Origin of the sequence: Margalitia sp. FSL K6-0131 (assembly GCF_038008735.1) — a bacterium.
Classification (GTDB): domain Bacteria; phylum Bacillota; class Bacilli; order Bacillales; family Bacillaceae_C; genus Margalitia; species Margalitia shackletonii.
On record NZ_JBBOZS010000001.1, the window covers coordinates 1,445,983 to 1,467,392 of the forward strand.

The following is a 21,410-nucleotide window of genomic DNA, read 5'->3' on the forward strand; positions in this document are numbered from 1 at the left end:
TTGAAATTGAAACAAATGCAAACCTCAGCGGTTTGCATTTGTTTCACTCATTTCTGTTAGGAAGTGACAAATGATGAAGAAACCAAGGAATAAATTTTTTCAAAAAAATAAATTTGATCAGGCAATGACGGGGTATCTTTTTCTATTACCTGCACTAGTTGCTCTATTAGTTTTTTTAATTGGTCCTATTTTTTATGCCTTTTATATTAGCTTTTTTCGCTTTTCTTTCTTAGAACCTCAAAACGCAAAATTTATAGGATTCTCAAACTATATTCATTTATTTCAGGACAAAGAATTTTTAAGAGCGCTATGGAATACTTCCCTTTATACGATTGTAGTTGTTCCCATCCAAACTGCAATTGCTCTGTTTTTAGCATTAATTGTAAACAATATTCGTGGTAAGACCTTTTTTCGTGTTGCTTATTATTTACCGACGGTTACTTCCACCGTAGCAGTCAGTGTTATGTTTACGTTTATATTTCAACCAGATGGAATTTTAAACAAATTCTTGGAAAACTTCGGGATACATGGCCCCAATTACTTTAACAGTCCGACATTTGCCCTTCCTGCTATTATGATGATGGCTATCTGGTCCAGTGTGGGTCAATTTATGATCATTTATTTAGCAGGGCTTCAAGATATTCCCGAAGAGGTATATGAAGCAGCGGAATTAGATGGTGCACGCGGCTTTCGATTATTATGGCATGTTACCCTTCCTCTCTTAAAAAGAACCACCTTTTTGAATGTTGTCATGTCCATGATTGGAACCTTCCAAGTATTTGATCAGGCATATGTTATCTCGGGAGGAAATGGTGGTCCATTAAACTCTACCTTAACGGTCGTGTTAGATATTTTTAGAAAAGGGTTTAAAACGATGCAAATGGGATATGCATCGGCTATGGCATTTGTATTGTTTGCCATCATTCTAATTTTTACTTTAATTCAAAACTACTTCTTAGGTCGAGAAGATAAGTAAGGGGGAAGGAAAATGAAACGTAGCCGTAACCGTACAGCCCTCTACGTGGTAGCAATATTTTACTCATTTCTAACACTTATTCCGTTTTTGTGGTCGGTTTATACATCCTTGAAGCCAACAGACGAAGTGTTTCATTTTTGGACACCTTTAAGCAAATTGAATTTTCAAAGCTACTCCTATATTTTGCACAACTTTCCATTCGGGAAATGGTTATTCAATAGTATAGTTGTTGCTGTAATAGTAACAATCGGTAACCTTATTGTGAATACGTTTGCCGGATATGCATTTGCACGATTTAAGTTTCCTTTCAAAGGAATTTTGTTTTATCTATTTTTAGCTATTATGATGATACCGGGGCAAGTCCTCCTTGTTCCTATTTATATGTTATTAGCAAATCTCGGTTGGATTGATTCCTATAAAGGGTTGACGATTCCGTTTTTAATGAGTCCGTTTATGATATTCCTGGCAAGGCAATTTTTCCTTGGCATCCCAAAAGAATTGGAGGAGGCGGCCGAGATGGACGGATTGGGAAAATGGGGAATCTTTTTCAAAATATTTTTGCCACTTTCCAAGCCGTTAATTGCAACACAAATCATTTTCACTTTTCAAGGTAACTGGAACTCCTTTTTGTGGCCGGTATTATTATCACAAAGTGATGACATGTATACACTACCAGTCGGCTTAAACTCATTCTATGGTCAGTATAGTGCATACTGGAATAGCGTTCTTGCCGGTGTAATCATGCTAACCTTACCAATGATTATTATCTTCCTTATCTTTCAAAAACAATTCGTCAAAGGTATTTCAACAAGTGGAATTAAGTAATGGGATGAAGGGCTGGGGCCCTTTTCCCACAAAGCTGGGCTGAGGATTCTAAAGACTGGCTGGTGGAAGAATCTGAAAACAAAAGGTCTTTATGATGGATCAAAAGTCCAATTGGAGGAAGAATGTGAAACTAAATGGTCTTTATAAGGAATCAAAAGACCAACAAGAGGAAAAATGTGGATCTAACTGGTCTTTATAAGGCTACAAAAGACCAACAGGAGGAAGAAGCCGATTCCGAATGGTCTTTATAAAGGATCAAAAGACCAACAGGAGGAAGAATGTGAAACCAAATGGTCTTTAATAGGGGAAACGGTCCCCAATTCAATTCGAATACCGGGACGCAGGTCCAAGTCCCATTCCCATATCAAGAATTCAAAAAATCCTAAAAACGAAACAACGGGATTTCTTGAATTCTTTTTCATTTTCCCCAATTTTTTGTACACTAGGTTTAGATGAAGGATAAAGAGGAGTTAATGATACATATGACAACGATCTTAATTGTGGATGACGATCCAAATATTTTGAAGCTAGTAAGTGTCCATTTAACAGAAGTAGGGTATAAGGTATTCAAGGCAGAGAACGGAAATGAGGCCTTGGAGGTGCTGGAAAAGGAGAAATGTGATTTAGCAGTTGTGGATGTGATGATGCCTTATATGGACGGGTATTCCTTAACGAAGGAAATTCGAGAGTTATACGATATTCCAATTATTCTGTTGACGGCAAAAAATCAAATCGAGGATAAGGAACAAGGCTTTCAGTCAGGAACAGATGATTATCTTGTGAAGCCATTCGAACCAAAGGAGTTGCTGTTCCGTATAAAAGCATTATTAAGACGCTATGATAAACAACCAGCTGATTCCATCATTACCATCGGAAATACGACTTTGAACAAGAAAAGCTATGAGGTGCACATTGGCAATCGAACAATTCTATTGCCTTTAAAGGAGTTTGAACTTCTTTATTTTTTAATGTCGCAGCCGAAGCAGGTGTTTACACGCGATCATTTAATTGAACATATTTGGGGATTAGATTTTGAAGGCGACGAGCGAACAGTGGATGTCCATATCAAACGATTAAGGGAACGTTTTTCTAAATTAACGGATGATTTCCAAATTAAAACAGTGCGCGGCATTGGATACTTATTGGAGGCAGCTCAAGGATGAAATCATTATATGTAAAGTTTGTGGTCATCACCATCGGTATTATGCTTCTAAGCGGGATCCTGGCTTTTATCATCTCCAATAGCTATTACCAGCAAAAATTAAAACCGTATAATGATCAAAAAAATACGAAAATCGGATTAAGTATTGCAAATTTTGCCGATACACATCCGAATATCAATTTACACGAATATATGAAGAATCTTTCTTCCATTGGATATCAGCTATATTTGGTCGAAGATAATGGGAAGAGCAACTATTTTGGGGCTCCTTTTCGGGTAAAAAATCTTTCTCCTTCTGCAATCCATCAAGTTTTAAATGGCCATGTCTATCATGGAATTCTGCATTTCCCGCAGCAAACGTTTGTGACAGGTTTTTTTGCTAATGAATTAAATAACACAATCGGAGTTCCCCTAACTCATAACGGGAGACATTATGCTCTTTTTTTTCGGCCAGATATAAAGCTTCTTTTTAACGAAATGCATATTTTATTTGCTTGGCTGATTGCTTTAACAATTATGCTAAGTATAGTGCTTGTTCTTATTAGTACAAAATATTTAGTAAAGCCGATTTCACAATTAACAAAGGCTACGAAATCCCTTGCGGCAGGAAAGTTTGATGTGGAGCTGGATATTATTCGCCATGATGAACTGGGGGCACTTGCCAAAAGCTTTTTGCATATGTCCAAAAAATTGGAGCAGCTGGACGATATGCGGAAGGAATTTATCTCGAACATTTCCCATGATATTCAATCACCGCTATCGAATATTAAGGGATACACGAATTTATTGGAAAAAGAAACGTTAAGCCATGATGAAAAAACGCAGTATATAGCGATTATTAATGGTGAAATTAACAGGCTTTCTACTCTAACGAAACAATTGCTTTTACTTGCTTCATTGGATCGCAATGAGGATATGGTTAAGAAAAAACCATTCAATGTAGCGGAACAAATAAAAGAACTAATCCGAAATTATCAATGGACCATAAATGAAAAGGAAATAATGCTTAGCTATTCACTGCCTGACATCATAATTATGGGGGACTCTTCTTTATTAAATACCGTTTGGGATAACTTATTATCGAATGCTATTAAATATAATAAACCAAATGGATCTATTGATATATCGATCGAAAGGAAAGACTCCATGATTGCAGTATCTTTCCAAGATACCGGAATCGGATTGTCGCAAGAAGAAATCAAACGAATTTTTGACCGTTTTTACCGTGCAGATATAGCTAGAACCCGTTCGGTAGAAGGAACTGGACTGGGGCTTTCCATTGTCGAAACGATTATCCAACTGCATAATGGCCGGATCGAGGTGGAGAGTGAGAAACAGGAAGGGACTACTTTTAGGATATATCTTCCTATTTCTTTTTAAAGAAAGTGCTCTAAAAAGAAAAGGTTTGAACATATAGTGAAAAGTGAATACTTGTTGAAAATTCAAAGATATTATTCTTCATTGTGGCATAGCCTTTACAAATGGAAGTTTTCGAGCCATTTATGTTATGATACTGTTTGAACTAGATTGTAAGCGGGACTGGATTAAAGGAGAACAGAATGACAATTACGACGGTCTTATTTGCATTTTTTTTCTTATTAAATTTTGTGTTAGCCGGTGTTGTTATCTTTTTGGAGAGACGCAATGTCGGAGCAACCTGGGCATGGATGCTTGTCTTATTATTTTTGCCTATTATAGGCTTTATTATTTACTTAATATTGGGACAAAATCTGAGCAGAAGAAGAATTTTTTATTGGAAGGATCAAGAGAAAATCGGGATAAAAGAAATTACCCATCATCAAATCGATTTATTGCGCCATAATGCTTTTCCGTTTCATGATGAACGGACGGTGCAATATAAAGACTTGGTATATATGCTCCTTGTCAATGACGGAGCGGTTATGTCACATGACAATGACGTTGAAATTTTCATCGATGGGAAAGATAAATTCCACACCTTATTTAAGGATATTGAGAAAGCGAAAGATCATATCCACCTTCTTTATTATATTATCCGGAATGACAATCTAGGAAAACAGCTAATTGAATTATTAACCCTGAAGGCGAAAGAAGGAGTAAAGGTTCGAATCTTGTATGATGACATGGGATCTCGCAAATTACCGAAGAAATTCTTTAAGAAATTCGTTGAAGCCGGCGGGGAGATTGCATCTTTCTTTGCCGCAAAAATTCCTCATGTTAATTTGCGGGTCAATTTTCGAAATCACCGAAAGCTTGCTATTATTGATGGAGAGATAGGCTATATCGGTGGTTTTAATATTGGAGATGAGTATTTAGGCTTAGATGATAAGTTTGGCTACTGGAGAGATACTCATTTGAAAATTTCTGGCAAAGCTGTTTATGCAATGCAAACACGATTCATTCTTGATTGGAATCAGGCATCCTCAAAGGAAATCCGATATGAAACAAGATATTTTCCTGATATAGAATCAACAGGAGATACTGATGTCCAAATCGTTTCGAGCGGACCTGATTCGGAATGGGAGCAAATTAAAAACGGATATATTAAAATGATCAATTCTGCTAAAAAATATATTTACATGCAGACACCATATTTTATCCCGGATGATAGTTTGCTCAATGCCTTAAAAATCGCAGCCTTATCAGGTGTTGATGTGCGCTTGATGATTCCGGATAAGCCGGATCATATGTTTGTGTACTGGGCAACCTATTCGAATGTTGGAGAGCTTTTGAAAACAAATGCGAAGGTCTATATTTATGAAAATGGGTTTATTCACGCGAAAATGCTTGTGGTGGACGGAAAAATTGCAACCGTTGGAACAGCCAATATTGATAACCGCAGCTTCCGCTTAAACTTTGAAGTAAATGCCTTTTTATATAGCCAATATATCGCGAAAAAACTCGAAAACATTTACAAAGAGGATATGAAAAAATCTCGGGAACTCACCCTGGAGGATTATCGAAAACGCCCAATGTATATACGTTTTAAAGAATCCGTTTCCCGCCTACTGTCACCAATATTATAGTGGAAAAGAGCACAGGTCCCTCGTCCCGCCTTTTGGGATTAGGGACCTGTCTCTTCATCCATGTTCCACTTTTACATTCCCCCTTTTTTTAAAAAAATCCTTTGACATCAAGACATTCCAGACGTACAATCTGTTTAATTAAATAGGCAATTTTTTAAGGATTGTTGCTTTTTATGTTTTTTAGGTGTTCGCTTCGAAAGCAACAAAGTTTATGAAAAGAGCCATAACTACTAATATGCGGGGTGTGGAAATTGGATGTTTCATTCGATACGAAAGTGGTTCATAATTCATTAAAAAACACGAATTCTATCCATAGCAAAACAACACCAATCTATCAAACAACGGCTTTTACTTTCTCGTCTTTAGAAGAATTGGAGGGATTCTACCAAGGAAAATCTCCTTATCTGTACAGTCGGACGGGAAATCCGAATACGGATGAACTGGGACAAGCAGTTGCAGCTTTGGAAGGTGCACCAGCTGGAGTGGCAACCTCGTCAGGACTGTCTGCCATTCTAGCGGGAATTTTATCTGTTGCAAAAGCGGGAGATCACGTTGTGGCAGCGGAAGACCTTTATGGAGGAACCTATCATCTATTAAAAGAAGAGCTGAAACAATTCGGTATTGAAACTACCTTTGTTCCATTTGAAAATAGCGCACAAGTGAAAAACGCCATTCAAAAAAACACAACACTACTCTATACCGAAACGGTAACCAATCCATTTTTACGAGTGGAGAATATCGGAAAACTTGTCGAAATTGCAAAAGAAAAATCTATTATCACGATGGTAGACAATACTTTCGCGAGTCCTTATTTAAAGCAGCCATATCTGGAAGGAGTCGACCTTGTTGTACATAGTGCGACCAAATATTTAGGCGGCCATAGTGATGTAACCGCAGGAGTTTTAGTGGGACACACTGACATTGTGAAAAAAGCACGTGAAAAAGTAGTCAACCTCGGCGCAAATTTAAGTCCATTTGAGGCGTGGCTTGCATGCCGTGGCTTAAAAACTTTAGCACTAAGAATGGAACGTCAGGCATTAAATGCTAAAGAGTTAGCACATGCGCTACATGCAAATCCTTCTGTAAAAAAAGTTTACTATCCTGAATATGTATCGGAAAAAGGGAACGGAGCCATAGTAACAATTGAATTAGGGGAAAATTGCGATATTAGCCGATTCTTTTCATCTCTTGGCTGGGTAAAAATCGTTCCTACCTTAGCCGGCGTTGAAACAACTGTTTCCTATCCGCTTGGAACATCTCATCGGGCATTACCGCCGGAACTCCAAGATAAAATTGGAATCAATAAACAAGTGGTTCGCATCTCAATAGGAATTGAAAGTGCAAGCGATATAATTAAACAATTTGAGCAAGCCATCCAAGCTTCCCTTTAATGGCGGAATTTGCAACACATTAAAAAGCGAGTATTTAAAAAATTTTAAAAAAACTATTGACTTATGAATTATCACTCTTCTATAATGCACATTAGAAGCAATTTTAAATTTTATGAAAACTAAACGAATACTCTTATCGAGAGCGGCGGAGGGACTAGGCCCTGTGATGCCCGGCAACCATCAAACACATAAGTTTGATAAGGTGCTAATTCCTACAGATCCATGAGATCTGAAAGATAAGGGGAGGAACCTGCATAACAAGCCCTCTTCTTATGAAGAGGGCTTTTTTAATTCCTCTTTAGAACCTCACCCCTGTCTTTAAATTTCTCGATGAAAACCTAATCAAAAATTGGAGGAATGTAAAAATGACAGAACAAAAACAGCTTCGCCCAGAAACTTTATTACTTCATGGAGGTCAACAAGCAGATCCAGTCACTGGTTCTCGCGCCGTTCCCCTTTATAAAACTACTTCCTATGTTTTCAAAGATACGGATTATGCTCAAGGATTGTTTGCTTTAGAACAGGAAGGTTTCATCTATACTCGAATTGGAAATCCGACTGTAGATGTATTTGAAAAACGAGTAGCCCTTTTAGAAGGTGGCACAGCAGCAGTAGCTCTTTCATCTGGAGCAGCAGCGATTGCTTTTTCCATTTTAAACCTGGCAGGTACAGGGGATGAGATCGTAGCAGCTGGTAACCTTTATGGGGGAACTTACAATCTATTTGCAGTCACCCTTCCAAAGTATGGTATTAATGTGAAATTTGTCGATGCAGATGATCCGGAAAATTTTCGAAAAGCAATCACTCCAAAAACAAAAGCATTGTTTGCAGAAATTATTGGAAATCCAAGCTTACACGTATTAGATGTTGAAGCCGTTTCAAAAGTTGCTCATGAAAATGGCATTCCATTGATTGTAGATAATACTTTCGGTACGCCATACTTAACAAACCCGATTAAATGGGGAGCAGATGTTGTTGTACACTCAGCAACCAAATGGATTGGCGGACACGGTACAGCAATCGGCGGTGTTGTTGTCGATGGCGGAAAGTTTGATTGGAACAGCGATAAATTCCCTGGATTTAAAGATCCAGACCCAAGCTACCATGGTTTGCGTTACGGAGTAGATGTCCCACAAGCCGCTTTTGCTACAAAGCTTCGTGTCCAATTGCTTCGTGACTTTGGGCCGGCATTAAGTCCAGATAGTGCGTTTTTATTTTTACAAGGTCTTGAGACATTACATTTACGTGTTCCGAAACATAATGAAAATGCTTTAAAGGTCGCGCAATTTTTACAAAGTCACCCTGCAGTTGAATGGGTAAGCTATACAGGATTAGAAAGTCATCCATCCCATGAATTAGCGAAAAAGTATTTCAAAGATGGCTTTGGTTCCATCGTGAACTTTGGTATCAAAGGCGGAAGAGAAACAGGACGCAAAGTGATTGACAATATTCAACTATGGTCACATGTTGCCAATGTCGGTGATGCAAAATCATTGATTATTCATCCTGCATCTACTACCCATCAGCAATTAAGTGCGGAAGATTTAAAACAAACCGGTGTAACGGAAGAATTAATTCGTTTATCTGTTGGTTTAGAAGCAGCAGAAGATATCATTGCAGATCTTGAGCAAGCTATTTTAAAGGCAACGGCTGTTTCGGTCTCATGACAAAAATTCAAACCGTTAGTATCGGCAACATGAAACTGGAAAATGGCGGGGTTTTAAATATTGAACTCGCGTATGAAAGACGTGGACCTGAGGATGCGCCGGTCATCTTGGTGTGCCATGCCTTGACAGGAAACCAGTTCTCCATCGGAACGGAAAGAGAGCCCGGCTGGTGGAGCGGGCTCATTGGCAGCGGTAAGTATATTGATACGAATCATTGGCAAGTCATTACATTCAATGTTTTGGGAGGCTGTGACGGATCGACAGGACCTTTATCTATCCATCCTGATACTCAGGACACATATCGCTCAGCATTTCCGGCAATAACCATCCGCGATATGGTTAAGGCAGAACGCCTGGCACTGGATCAGCTAGGTATTGGAAAGCTGAAAGCGGTGATTGGCGGATCATTAGGCGGAATGCAGGTGTTGGAGTGGGGAGTCTTGTATCCGAATGATATGGAACAGCTTTTCGTGCTTGCGTCTACCCCATATTTGAGTGATTACGGAATTGCTTTTAACCGAATAGGAATTGCGGCAATTGAAGGAGATCCAAATTTCCAAAACGGATATTATCAATTTTCTCATGAGGTAAAAGGCTTTGAGGTTGCTAGAATGGCAGGAATGGTAACATACCGGAGTCCAAAGCTTTTTTCGCAGCGATTTCGCAGGGAAAGCCAGTCGTCTGATTTATATAGTGTAGAATCCTATTTACATTATCAAGGTGAGAAATTAGCCAAACGTTTTGACGTGAATAGCTATCTGGTTTTGTTAAAAGCGATGAATTCCCATGATATTGGACGTGGGAGAGGCGGTTGGAAAAATGCAGCATCCGCTATCAAAGCCCATGTAACAGGAATCGGTTATGAACATGATCTTATTTATCCAAGCGAAGAGATTCGGGCATTTATCCAGACAGTAGTGAAAGGTGATTTTTATAAGGTCCCAACTGACTTTGGCCATGACGGCTTTTTAGTAGAATTTGAGAAATGGGGCCACTTGATACAGCATCAGTTAGAAAAAAACTTAATCGGTGTAAGTAGTGCAAAAAAACGATAGAGTGGGTGCACCTATCCAATGTGCTAGTTATTCCAAAAAGGAAAGGTGATGAAATGACGATTATTAAGGCAGCCCTCTTAGGATACGGTACGGTTGGTCAAGGTGTGTATACAGCGTTAAAAACCCATCGTCAGCAGTTGAAAAAACTCTTAGGTGCAGAGGTGGAAATAGCAGGGGTACTGATCAAGGACCCAAATAAGAAAAGGGATATTGATCAAGATATCCTTATAACAACAGAGTTTGAGGACATTTTAAATATTCCCGGTCTGCAAGTGATATTTGAAGCGATTGTTGGGGAAGAGCCTGGCTTCACCTATTTAAATCGGGCGATTGAGAAAGGAATACAGGTGATTACGGCCAATAAAGTAATGTTTGCCCGTTACGGAAAAGTACTCCTTCAAAAGGGGCAGAAATATGGGGTTAGTGTTGGCTATGAAGCAACGACTGCTGGCGGCGTACCAATCATTCGAACACTGAAGCAATTACTGCAAGTGAATAAAATCAATAGAATACAAGGTATCGTGAACGGAACATCGAATTTTATTTTAACAGAAATGCGCAGCAGGGGGATTTCCTTTGATGAGGCATTGCAACTGGCACAGCGTAATGGCTACGCGGAAGAAGATCCAACAAGTGATATAAGCGGCAAGGATGCATTCTGCAAAACGATGATTTTAAGTGAATTAGCATTTGGTAAACAGCCCATTTGGTCGGATGTTGAATTGGAGGGAATAACCTCTATCACAGAAGAGCAGGTACAGCAAGCCTTACAGTTGAATCTAAGGTATAAACATGTTGCAGATATATATCAGGAAAATGGAACAATCAAAGCCTCGGTTAAACCGATTTTTGTAGGAGAAAGTCACCCTTTATTTTCCGTTGATGGGGTTGATAATGCCATCACTGTTGAAGCCAGTTTACTAGGAAGATTTACTTTAACTGGACCTGGTGCAGGAAAGCTGCCAACTGCGAGTGCAATGGTAGAGGATTTAGCAGATATTTTTACTGTGAAAAAACGCGAGTTGCAACCCAGTATCTAAATAGTGTTAATCAAGGACGTGTGAACTAGTACACGTTCTTTTACTATCACAGTGTTCAGATATCGTTTAGAGCAGTTCAAGTGTCATTTTAGGGGAAAATCTGTGTCCGCAAAAACGTTTGGCGGACAGACGGTCCGTTATTTTTAGAAAAACCCTTGTTTTGGCTGCATTTGTGGACACAGGATCCGTTATTTGCTGAAAATTGTGTAAAGCAACTAGCGAAAATCGCTAATAGCGGAACGTGTGTCCTCTCACATGATGAAACCATGGTTTTTTATTGAAATAACGGAACCTTTGTCCGGCTAAATAGTTTCCTAGAAATTATAGGACAGAGCTTCCGTTATCTGTGACAAAATCGCATATTTTCCGTAGTTTGCGGACAGATGTTCCGTTATTTTGCAAAAAAGCGGTGATTTCCTTAAGATTTTTGCGAATAGCGGAACGTCTGTCCGCTATTGGTCGAAAAACATGCATTTTGACACATATAACGGAACAGTTGTCCGCTAAAACTATCAGCCAGAAAAAAAGAAACCCCCAGTTAGCCTTCAGCATTTCAATTGATCCAAATCACCCATCTACTCCATCTACATAAGCTATCTTTCTTTAAACACAAACGAAGTTATCATAACCTGTCCTTTCCAATCATATATTGAAGAATAGGTTTGTGATATTTAGTCAAGCACTTCTCCCGCTAAATCTCACTTGAAAAAGTTATATTTATCCGTGATGAGGGGGACTTCGATGAAACGTAAATGGTTGGCAGTTATTATTTCTGGGTCATTAATTACTGGTGTAGGCGGAACATATACAGGGATGAAATGGTATTATCATGATTTGGAGCGAAAAGTGGAAGAGAATGGATCACCAATATCTTTAAAAGGGCAGCAAATTCAGCCCGATTTGTCCAAAATTGCCCAAGCATATGACCTTATTATGAAATCATATGTAAAAAAGGTAGAAGAGAAGCAATTGGTCGAAGGCGCAATTCAAGGAATGGTAAGTACCTTAAATGATCCCTTTTCTGTTTATATGGATGCAAAAACAGCTACGCAATTTAATAATACTTTGGATTCCTCTTTTGAGGGTATAGGGGCGGAGGTAGCCCAAAAGGACGGAAAAATTGTTATTGTGGCTCCTTATAAAGATTCCCCAGCTGAAAAAGCTGGACTTCGGCCAAAGGATGTTATCGTAAAAATTGATGGTGTTAGTACACATGGGTTGGATCTTACTGAAGCAACAACGAAAATCCGCGGTAAAAAAGGAACAACGGTCACACTTGAAATTCAGCGTGAAGGTACAAGCAATCCATTAACATTTGTGGTAAAACGGGAAAGCATTCCACTTGAAACGGTTTTTTCAGAAATAAAAAAACAAGGCGATAAATCAATCGGATACTTGGAAATTACACAGTTTTCAAAGGATACTGCCATCGACTTTAATGAGAAGCTAAAAAAATTAGAATCACAGAACATACACGGGCTTATCATTGATGTAAGAGGAAATCCGGGAGGGTATTTATCCAGCGTAGAAGATATGCTGAAAGGTCTTGTCCCAAATAATAAGCCTTATTTTCAAATTGAACAGCGAAATGGCGAAAAGCTTCCTTATTATTCAAAGCTAAAACAGAAAAAGCCATATCCAATAGCCGTTTTAGTCGATGAAGGAAGTGCTTCCGCAGCTGAGATATTAGCAAGTTCCTTGCAGGAGGCGGATGGATATGCGTTAATAGGAGAAAAAACATTTGGAAAGGGTACAGTCCAAACTGCAATCCCATTAGGGGACGGCAGCTCTATTAAATTGACCATGTACAAATGGCTTACTCCAGATGGAAATTGGATTCATCAAAAAGGTATAAATCCAACCATTGAAGTAAAACAGCCGGAGTATTTTTATGTGAATCCATTAACGTTAGATCATTCCTTAAAGCTTGATGCGAATAATGAACAAGTCAAACTTGCTCAGCAAATTCTTTCAGGCTTGGGATATGGACCGGGGCGTGAAGATGGCTATTTTGACTATCAGACGGAACGGGCTGTAAAGGCATTTCAAAATCAGGAAAAGCTGCCTGCGACCGGTGAAATCGACCCGAAAACAGCAGAGCTAATGGACACAGCCCTTACACAAGCTAGAAAAGAAGAAAAAAATGATCTTCAGCTGCAGGTGGCTTTAACATATATTGGGAATAAAAACTAGGAGTCGAGCATTGCTTGGCTCCTTTTTTATGTAAATCAAAGCTAAATACAATGTTATGACTTATAAATTCCTAGATTTTTATAGAAAAGAGAATAGGTTTTAATGCTTTCATCTGATAGAATAATAATAATAGATTCGTAAGTTTTAACTGATGTGGTCTGCGTACTTAATGCTCTAAAGCTTTCTATAAAAAATTTTTTACATAATAAAGGATGGTGAATAAAATTGGCGCAGGAATGGGGTCTCGAATTACTAAAAAGCATTGGAAGGTTTTTTATTCATCCAAGTTTATATATTGCTATTATTGCAGCAGTATTTATTGGTTATTTGCGGATAAAAAGGGAACGGGCGGATTTTCATATCAGTGTATACCCACTGCTGCATGAACTGCGGTACTTTCTATCCTCCGGTTGGATAGCCGGACTTATTTTGTCCGTCATTTCTGTAGCGGCTGGCTTCACCGTTAGCTTTGGTATTTTGACCACCTTATTTTTTACGACAACCATCTTTACATTGATTGGCGGCTTCCGCTTGTTATCCTCCGCATTTACAATAGGATTAGCCTTTCTCTCTATTTATGTGTCGAATCAATTTGACTTTCACATCCCGTGGCTTGGTCCTTTTATTGAAAAAACGAACCATACTAGTCTAGCGGGAATGGTGATATTAGCAGGATTACTACTAATAGTAGAAGGCATCCTCATGATCAGCAATGGGGCTAAGGAAAGCTCGCCGAAATATCGGAAAAGTCGCCGTGGATTAACGGTAGGTGCCTTTCAAGCAAAGCGGATGTGGTTCATTCCTATATTCTGCTTTCTGCCGACGGGACCGTTAACGGCACCATTTAGCTGGTGGCCGACATTGGATTGGGGAACACATTCTTATTCCCTTATTCTCGTACCGTTCATCATAGGGTTTCAACAGCAAATTCAAAGCAATTTGCCAGATGTTGCCGTGAAAAAGCTCGGCAAACAAATCATCGCTGCAGGAGTTGTTACAACGGCTATTGCGGCAGGCGGATTATGGATCTTCTTTTTGCCGCTTGTTGGGATGGTATTCGCGATTTTGGCAAGAGCATGGATATCCTATCAGCATCGTGTCCGCGAAGGTGCAAATCCATATTATTTTACTCAAAGAGACAATGGCCTTATTATTTTGGCTGTTATCCCAGGTTCACCGGCAGATAAATTATCTCTGAAAACAGGAGAAGTTATTCATAAATGCAATGGTCAACTTGTAAAAAATACAGATGAATTTTATCGTGCACTCCAAAAAAACCGTGCTTACTGCAAGCTTGAAGTATTGGATACAAACGAACAAATTCGTTTTGCCCAAGGGGCCTTATACGAAGGGGATCACCATGAGTTAGGCATCATCACAGTAGAAGGAAAGAAAAAGTGGGGCACAGGTGAAGCATCTTAATATGGATCATTATAAAATACACAATACATTTCCAAATACAATGTTATATTTGTTCTTCCATAACTCTCTTTTACAAATTTGTTTAAGGGAGTTTTTTATTTTTCAACTTCTTGCGATTCGGTATTCTTGGGGGTAAGTTAGAAGCTACACATAAATGCTGGGAAATACATGTGGAGATCACTCATGATAGAAATAGCGTAACAGCCTGGATTCACGAGATTCAGGCTTTTTTTTGTAAAAAACGCCTCCCTATTCTCATTTAACAATATGGAAAATATTTAAACTCATACCACTAGATGACATGGATTCCTTACATATTTTTTGAAAAAACTAACGTTATATTGAATAAATGTACGAAGCTTTCAAAATGGTGTAAATGCAAAATTTTGTAGCTGCAAGGAGACCCAATATGTACTTTTCAAAACGAATACAAGTCTTTATTTATCTTGTTTTATTTATTATTTTCTTGTCCTTATTTTTATATAATGTTTTTTATCGTCTCTCTAATTTTCCAATTTATAGCTGGGATGAAGCAAGACATGGAATAAGTGCCTATGAAATGTTGAAAAGTAGAAACTTCATTGTAAATACATATGGTTATGAGTCAGATTATTGGAATCTAAAACCTCCACTCAGTTTTTGGGCTATTATAATTGGTTATAAGATGGCAGGTTTCAATGCACTTGGACTCCGTTTAATATCTGGAATATGTGCAGGTTTAACCCTTTTATTAGTTACGTTATTTGTTTACAAAATACATGGAAAGTTTGCTTCACTTGTCACTTTATTAACATTATCAACGTGTACTCAATTTTTAATTAATCATAGTGCTAGAACTGGTGATGCAGATTCGCTGTTTCTCTTTTTATTTACATTGTCCATATTATCTTTATTCCTTTCCGAACATAATGATAGATGGTTATATGTTTCCGGATTAGCATTTTCACTTTCCTTTTTAACAAAAAGCTGGCATGCAGGGAATATTGTAATCATTATGGCAATGTATCTTTTAGTTAGTGGGAAATATAAAAGATTATCTCCTAAAAAAACGCTGATATTAGGTTTATGTATGTTTGGCCCCATTATTGTTTGGGGAGTTATTAGATTCCATTATGATGGTTTTGTGTTCTTTAGGACCATGATTGAATACGATCTGCTGAAACGATCATCCGATACAATTGAAGGTCATGTAGGCGGATTCTTTTATTATGCGGAAATATTAAAGAGATTTTTCTCCTTGTGGCTGCTGTTTTTATTCTCCCTTTTTTTAGTCATTCTTTTCAAAAGGGACTTTTCTTTTAAAAATTTTCGCCTTGAAAAGCATCCTTATTTTATAGGTTTATGTATATGGATACTTATTCCGATTATTGTCTTTACATTTTCTAAAACAAAAATAAGATGGTATATTCTACCTGTTTATCCTCCGCTATCTATAATGATTGGTATTTTAGCGAAAAAAGTTTGGATAAATGGGAACCTAATGCTTCGCAGTTTACTTCTGATATCTATGCTTGGTATATCTTTTTTTTATGAAGGTCAGATTCAATTATATTTAAACGAGCCACGAAAAAGTTTACAACAAAATTTACTGGAAAAAACACGGGGAATGGAAGGGATAAAAGGATACAGTTTGTATTTATATCATCCCACTGATTCAATTAAATGGTCACAAAGCACTTTATTAACAGCGGAACTTGTGAATGATTTTAAGACGGAATCCGGAGATTTTCAGGCATTTTTACATAATGAAAAAGCTATTCTTATGGCAAAGAAGGATTTAGTCACGGACCAATTTATTCAAGCCAATCAATTAAAAATTGTCCATTCAAATAAGTGGGGATACCTTTTGAGGAAGGAGGAGTTTTCAAGTAAATAATATGCACCGGATGAGAGGTTAAGTCAAAAAAATGTAACAAATACAAGATTGGTGCTAAAATAATACTTGACACAGTAATTATATCTAGTATCTTTTTTGCAGTCTAGGAAAAAAAGGAGGTGCGTAATATGACAAATACTTATCCAAGCACAGATATGGAAATGAATATTACCTGGGGAGATTGTGATGCTGCGGGAATTTCCTATTATGCCAGAACATTTGATTGGTTTACAAATGGACGTATGCATTTTTGGGAGAATAGCGATGTCCCTTATATGAAAACTTTCCATCAACTTGGAATAGCGATTGTATGTTTGAAGGCAGACTGTCAATATAAAAAAATGCTGCGTCCAGAAGACAAAGTTATTGTTCGGACAAGCTTGACAGAGTTTACAAGGTCACGGATGGCATTTCATTATCAAATAATAAAAGACGATGGCCAAATTGCATGTGAGGGTGTGACCACTCATACATACGTCGATAATCATGGAAACCCATTTAATTTAAAAAAACGGTTTCCTGAGCTTTGGGGAAAATTAATGAATATTTGGCCAGAATTTAATAATTAAATGATTTCTTTGAATAGTAAAAGAAAGGTTATGGCCATAATTGAGAAGACCAATGTGGCCTATTTTTAATTGAAATGGAAAGAAGGATGAATCTTGTGAATCAATATACATATGATGTTCGTATGTTCCAAGAAACATTTGAGCATGAATTTACGTATATTAATGGATTTTTGCGAAATGTCCATCGATTCGCGAACCAGCCAGCAATGACTTGTACACTTCGCAATCGGACATGGACGTATCAAGAATTAAATCGTGAGGTAAATAAATTAGCCCATGCACTTCGCGAGGATGGGGTAGGCAAGAATGAAGTAGTGATGTATCAACTGTTAAATTCTGCGGAATTTGTCTTTAGTTATTTAGCACCACAAAAAATTGGCGCGATTAACAGCCCTATCAATTTCCGGCTTTCGCCAGGGGAAACTGCCTATATTCTTGATGACAGTAAACCAGCAGTATTTATTTATGATGAAGAGATTAAGGAAACGGCTATGCAAGCTTTGGAAATGGCAAAGCATAAACCTGTAAGGGTAATTATGGTTGATATTACAGGGGAAAAAGAAGCTCCTGAAGGACATATTACGTATTCAGACTACGTACGGGACCATACAGAAGCAGAACCTGAAAAGGTAATTCGGCACATTTATGACGAAAATACACGTCTCTATACATCCGGAACTACCGGTATGCCAAAGGGTGTACCTTTAAACAACATTAACGATATTCTTTCTGCGCACGATGTTGCCATGCATTTTCCTCTCAATCCAACAGATAAAACAATGAATATGAGTCCATGGTTTCATCGCGGTGGTATACATTCAGGCGGGCCAAACCCTACCTTATATGTAGGCGGAGAAATTGTCATTCTTAGATATTTTCATCCAAAGACATGTTTAAAATATGCGGAAGAGTATAATTTAACATTTCTAATTGGAGCGCCACCAATGCTGAAAATGCTTTATAATCAGCAAAAGAAACATCCTGTTGATTTATCCAAATTGAAGGGGATTGTTACAATGGGGGCTCCTCTTGGCAGAGAGGATTGTATTAAGTTTCAGGAAACCTTATCACCAAATATTTTTAATGGATATGGTACAACAGAAGCTTTCTGGAATACGTTCCTTCGTCCTTATGATTTGCCTGCAATGGCTGGTTCTGCTGGGCGAGCGTGTACAGATGATGATGTAGCGGTCGTGAAAATTTATCCTGATCGCAAAGCAGAACCGGATGATCTTGTGGCAAAAGACAAAACAGAGGTCGGGGAAGTGATTGTCAGGGCACCTGGTAAGACTGCTTATGCATACGTTAATAATGAAAAGGAAAGTGAGAGAGTCTTTTACAAAGGATGGCTCTATATAGGAGATATGGCTACTTGGGATGAAAATGAATTTATCACCATTGTTGGCCGCAAAAATGATATGATTGTCTCTTCTGGAGAAAATATTCATCCGGTACAAGTAGAAGAAATTCTAAGTGAACATCCGAAAGTACAAGAAGCAGTAGTGGTAGGAGTTCCTGATGAACTAAGAGGAGAATCAGTAGTCGCTTATATCATTAAGGCAGATCCATCCCTGACAGCAGATGAATTAAATAAGTACTGTACAGAGCATCCCATGCTCGCAGATTATAAGAGACCGCGTTTTTACCGATTTATTGATGAATTGCCGTATACAGCCACAGGGAAAAAGAAACATTTTGAAGTAAGATCGTTAGCAATAGAGGATCAAAAACAAGGGAATTTAGAAAGAGCGTAAATAGCTATCAAATCAAGGACCAAATCGGACAAGTTTACGATTTGGTCCTTGATTTAGTTTAATACGGACACTAGTTCCTTTATCTGTGACAAAACGGGGTATTTTCATATGTTTGCGGACAGAGGTTCCGTTATTTGTAAAAAAACAGAGATTTTCATGTGCTTTTTTGCGAATAGCGTACCCTAAGTCCGCTTGTCTCTCAAATATGGGTCTTTTTATCAAAATAGAGGATTCACTGTCCGCTAAGAAGCAACTTGCTTTTTTATTTTTCTATTTATAAGGATGGAAATAATAACAATCACCACCACCACTCCAATACTGACATACAAACCTGGTCGAATTTCCTTCTCTAACATAGTGCCGCATATAGCAGCTAACAGAAGGAGGTTTCCGACAACTGACATTATTTTTTCCCACATTTTCAATTGCAAAAGTCGAAGGGCTGATATGATGATAAAAAACCAATTAAATAACAATAAAATGCCGGCTGCAGTCGTGATATACTCATATATTTTTCCTGGTAACAGTAATGCGGTGATAATGGAAACAAGCAAGCCGACTGTTGCTAATCCTAAAGACGGAAGCGGCAAGTCCTTGAATCTTTTTATCTTTTTTGCAAAAAAGGCAGGAGCATCATGCGTCTCCGCTAATGTTACTAACAGTTGTGTAACCCCAAATAAAGAGGCTGTCATCGTAGAAAATCCTGCAATGATGATCGCTCCATTAAATACATGCGGAAAAAATGGAAGGTGGTAATCTTCCATCGCTTTCACAAAAGGGCTTTCCTCTTCATTAAAGGCATGATAGGACTCCATACATACGACAAGTCCAAGGGAGAGGACATAAATAATCGTCAAAACGATTAGCATGATCGTTCCGGCTTTTGGTGCATCTTCTTTCTTTTTCAGCTGCATTGCCATCAGTCCAATTACTTCTATGCCGCCAAAAGCGTAAAAAGCATAAATAAGTGCAGCACCAAAACCCTTCCAACCCTTAGGAAAAAAGGCATCAAAAGAACGGGGCAAGCTTGGATGATTTGCATGTCCATTTATCCAACCAAACAAGGCAGCTACTGCTAATATTATAAACATGAGTATGGCTGCTGTTTTTAGAATAGCCAATATATTTTCGATTTTATCAAAGCCCTTTGTCCCTAGTAAAACCACCATAATGGAAAGAACAGCGTAGCATGCTGCGAATAGCCAAAGAGGAATTTGATGGAACCAAAAGCGTGATAGAATGGACAAACCTGTTAATTGACTTCCCATGATGAGAATATTGGAACACCAATAATTCCATCCGCATGAAAATCCTGCCCACTTCCCAAATGCCTTTTTTGCATAGTAGCAAAAGGAACCTTCCTGTGGGTCTTGCGCCGTCATTTTTGCCAGCATATTGTAAACAATATAAGTAGCGATTGCAGCACAGATAAAGGAAAATACAATCGACGGCCCTGTCGTTTTGATTCCGATGCTTGATCCTAGAAAGTACCCGGTACCAATCGTACATCCGACTCCAATAAGGGACAGCTGCCACCAATTTAATTCCCCTTGATTAGTCTGTTTACTTGTATTATTTGAGTTTTTTAACCCCAATCCAAAACCTCCTCATAGTTACTATTACTTTTTACAAAAAGAGGCTTGAATATGTAAATCATATAAAGAACTAATGTGCTGAAGCGAGACGTAGACAACTTTTCAAAAAGTTATCCAAAAGGTTCAATTTTATAAATTCCTAAGCAACTAGAATACCAATGCTTTAACGCCTTGGCTTCCAAAGTAGATTCCGAATGCAATCATAGAGATTCCGGATAAGTAGGATATGACCTTCAGAAAGTTTGTATGTAAAAATTTCCGTGATCCGCTTGATAGAATCGCCATAATAACATCCCAAAGAGTTAACCCTAGAAAAATCATACTTGTACAAATGATGGTTTCAATATGCCCATAATTTGTAGCTACTTTTGCGAGAACCGATCCGTAAATACCAATCCAAAACATAATGGATAAAGGGTTTGTAATCGACATAAAGAAACCTGTTAAATAGCAGGAAAGTAAAGAATCTTTATTTCGTGTTTGATTAATTGTGAGCTTTTTTCCACTCGTGATGCTTTCTATTCCTGTATAAATTAGTACAAATGCACCGAAAAGCCACAGAAATACCTGGATAATTGGAATATTGATAAAATGAGTAAACCCTAAATAGACAATTGCCATAAAAATTCCATCGGCGGTAACAGCACCGGCTCCGACAATCCAAGCATGTAAAAATCCATTTTTGATCCCTTTATCAATTTGGGCTGAATTAACTGGCCCAATTGGTGCCGCTAATGATAATCCTAAAAAGACATAACTAAGCAGTAACCCTCCACTTAACAAAATAATCCCCTCCGAATATGAACTTGTACATTTTATGTGCAGGGGAGGGAATATAAAACTATTTTCTGATTTGAATTAACCTCCAAACCGAAATACA

At 38.1% G+C, this 21,410-nt stretch carries 16 protein-coding genes and 1 riboswitch; of the genes, 14 read left to right on the forward strand and 2 right to left on the reverse strand.

What is annotated here, in order from left to right; all coding sequences use genetic code 11:
* The first annotated feature begins 70 nt into the window (after nt 1–70).
* The 14 genes from NSQ59_RS06865 (at nt 71) to NSQ59_RS06930 (ending at nt 18,935) form a co-directional block, all read left to right on the forward strand.
* Complete coding sequence (locus NSQ59_RS06865; protein WP_200915572.1) at nt 71–976, forward strand: carbohydrate ABC transporter permease; 906 nt, start codon at nt 71–73, stop codon at nt 974–976.
* Between the two features lie 12 nt (nt 977–988).
* Complete coding sequence (locus NSQ59_RS06870) at nt 989–1,801, forward strand: carbohydrate ABC transporter permease (RefSeq protein WP_055738739.1); 813 nt, start codon at nt 989–991, stop codon at nt 1,799–1,801.
* A 482-nt stretch (nt 1,802–2,283) separates the two neighbouring features.
* Nucleotides 2,284–2,964, forward strand: a complete 681-nt coding sequence (locus NSQ59_RS06875) for a response regulator transcription factor (RefSeq protein WP_055738740.1) — start codon at nt 2,284–2,286, stop codon at nt 2,962–2,964.
* Complete coding sequence (locus NSQ59_RS06880) at nt 2,961–4,343, forward strand: sensor histidine kinase (RefSeq protein WP_340830353.1); 1,383 nt, start codon at nt 2,961–2,963, stop codon at nt 4,341–4,343. Before NSQ59_RS06875 ends, NSQ59_RS06880 begins: the two co-directional genes overlap by 4 nt.
* 179 nt (nt 4,344–4,522) lie before the next feature.
* Nucleotides 4,523–5,968, forward strand: coding sequence for a cardiolipin synthase (gene cls / locus NSQ59_RS06885; RefSeq protein WP_055738742.1), 1,446 nt, complete (start codon nt 4,523–4,525; stop codon nt 5,966–5,968).
* Between the two features lie 251 nt (nt 5,969–6,219).
* On the forward strand, nt 6,220–7,359 hold the full coding sequence (locus NSQ59_RS06890) for a trans-sulfuration enzyme family protein (protein WP_126648835.1): 1,140 nt from the start codon (nt 6,220–6,222) through the stop codon (nt 7,357–7,359).
* Between the two features lie 130 nt (nt 7,360–7,489).
* A riboswitch (SAM riboswitch) is annotated at nt 7,490–7,602 on the forward strand.
* A gap of 122 nt (nt 7,603–7,724) precedes the next feature.
* Nucleotides 7,725–9,026, forward strand: a complete 1,302-nt coding sequence (locus NSQ59_RS06895; RefSeq protein ID WP_055738744.1) for an O-acetylhomoserine aminocarboxypropyltransferase/cysteine synthase family protein — start codon at nt 7,725–7,727, stop codon at nt 9,024–9,026.
* On the forward strand, nt 9,023–10,081 hold the full coding sequence (gene metX / locus NSQ59_RS06900) for a homoserine O-acetyltransferase MetX (protein ID WP_340830356.1): 1,059 nt from the start codon (nt 9,023–9,025) through the stop codon (nt 10,079–10,081). The genes NSQ59_RS06895 and metX overlap by 4 nt, the downstream gene beginning before the upstream one ends.
* Before the next feature lie 53 nt (nt 10,082–10,134).
* Nucleotides 10,135–11,121 (forward strand): homoserine dehydrogenase, encoded by a 987-nt coding sequence (locus tag NSQ59_RS06905; RefSeq protein ID WP_340830358.1) that lies wholly within the window; start codon nt 10,135–10,137, stop codon nt 11,119–11,121.
* A 741-nt stretch (nt 11,122–11,862) separates the two neighbouring features.
* Nucleotides 11,863–13,314, forward strand: coding sequence for a S41 family peptidase (locus tag NSQ59_RS06910; RefSeq protein ID WP_055738747.1), 1,452 nt, complete (start codon nt 11,863–11,865; stop codon nt 13,312–13,314).
* Between the two features lie 225 nt (nt 13,315–13,539).
* Nucleotides 13,540–14,736: a PDZ domain-containing protein gene (locus tag NSQ59_RS06915; protein ID WP_340830361.1), complete on the forward strand. Its 1,197-nt coding sequence runs from the start codon at nt 13,540–13,542 to the stop codon at nt 14,734–14,736.
* A gap of 409 nt (nt 14,737–15,145) precedes the next feature.
* Entirely contained in the window at nt 15,146–16,612 is a 1,467-nt protein-coding gene (locus NSQ59_RS06920) for an ArnT family glycosyltransferase (RefSeq protein WP_340830363.1), read from the forward strand.
* Nucleotides 16,613–16,740: 128 nt separating this feature from the next.
* A complete protein-coding gene (locus NSQ59_RS06925; protein WP_055738750.1) occupies nt 16,741–17,181 on the forward strand; it encodes an acyl-CoA thioesterase in 441 nt (146 codons plus the stop codon).
* A gap of 86 nt (nt 17,182–17,267) precedes the next feature.
* Nucleotides 17,268–18,935, forward strand: a complete 1,668-nt coding sequence (locus NSQ59_RS06930; RefSeq protein WP_445669202.1) for a class I adenylate-forming enzyme family protein — start codon at nt 17,268–17,270, stop codon at nt 18,933–18,935.
* A gap of 242 nt (nt 18,936–19,177) precedes the next feature.
* On the opposite strand, the gene NSQ59_RS06935 is transcribed toward NSQ59_RS06930, so the two are convergent.
* Both NSQ59_RS06935 and NSQ59_RS06940 read right to left on the reverse strand, forming a co-directional pair.
* Nucleotides 19,178–20,530, reverse strand: a complete 1,353-nt coding sequence (locus tag NSQ59_RS06935) for an amino acid permease (RefSeq protein ID WP_340830367.1) — start codon at nt 20,528–20,530, stop codon at nt 19,178–19,180.
* Between the two features lie 147 nt (nt 20,531–20,677).
* Nucleotides 20,678–21,313 (reverse strand): LysE family transporter, encoded by a 636-nt coding sequence (locus NSQ59_RS06940; protein ID WP_340830370.1) that lies wholly within the window; start codon nt 21,311–21,313, stop codon nt 20,678–20,680.
* Between the last annotated feature and the right edge of the window lie 97 nt (nt 21,314–21,410).

Excerpts from the sequence above, each read along its gene's own strand:
- NSQ59_RS06865 (WP_200915572.1), top strand. The coding sequence starts at position 71 with ATGATGAAGAAACCAAGGAATAAATTTTTTCAAAAAAATAAATTTGAT.
- NSQ59_RS06870 (WP_055738739.1), top strand. The coding sequence starts at position 989 with ATGAAACGTAGCCGTAACCGTACAGCCCTCTACGTGGTAGCAATATTT.
- NSQ59_RS06875 (WP_055738740.1), top strand. The coding sequence starts at position 2,284 with ATGACAACGATCTTAATTGTGGATGACGATCCAAATATTTTGAAGCTA.
- NSQ59_RS06880 (WP_340830353.1), top strand. The coding sequence starts at position 2,961 with ATGAAATCATTATATGTAAAGTTTGTGGTCATCACCATCGGTATTATG.
- cls (WP_055738742.1), top strand. The coding sequence starts at position 4,523 with ATGACAATTACGACGGTCTTATTTGCATTTTTTTTCTTATTAAATTTT.
- NSQ59_RS06895 (WP_055738744.1), top strand. The coding sequence starts at position 7,725 with ATGACAGAACAAAAACAGCTTCGCCCAGAAACTTTATTACTTCATGGA.
- metX (WP_340830356.1), top strand. The coding sequence starts at position 9,023 with ATGACAAAAATTCAAACCGTTAGTATCGGCAACATGAAACTGGAAAAT.
- NSQ59_RS06905 (WP_340830358.1), top strand. The coding sequence starts at position 10,135 with ATGACGATTATTAAGGCAGCCCTCTTAGGATACGGTACGGTTGGTCAA.
- NSQ59_RS06910 (WP_055738747.1), top strand. The coding sequence starts at position 11,863 with ATGAAACGTAAATGGTTGGCAGTTATTATTTCTGGGTCATTAATTACT.
- NSQ59_RS06920 (WP_340830363.1), top strand. The coding sequence starts at position 15,146 with ATGTACTTTTCAAAACGAATACAAGTCTTTATTTATCTTGTTTTATTT.
- NSQ59_RS06925 (WP_055738750.1), top strand. The coding sequence starts at position 16,741 with ATGACAAATACTTATCCAAGCACAGATATGGAAATGAATATTACCTGG.
- NSQ59_RS06930 (WP_445669202.1), top strand. The coding sequence starts at position 17,268 with ATGAATCTTGTGAATCAATATACATATGATGTTCGTATGTTCCAAGAA.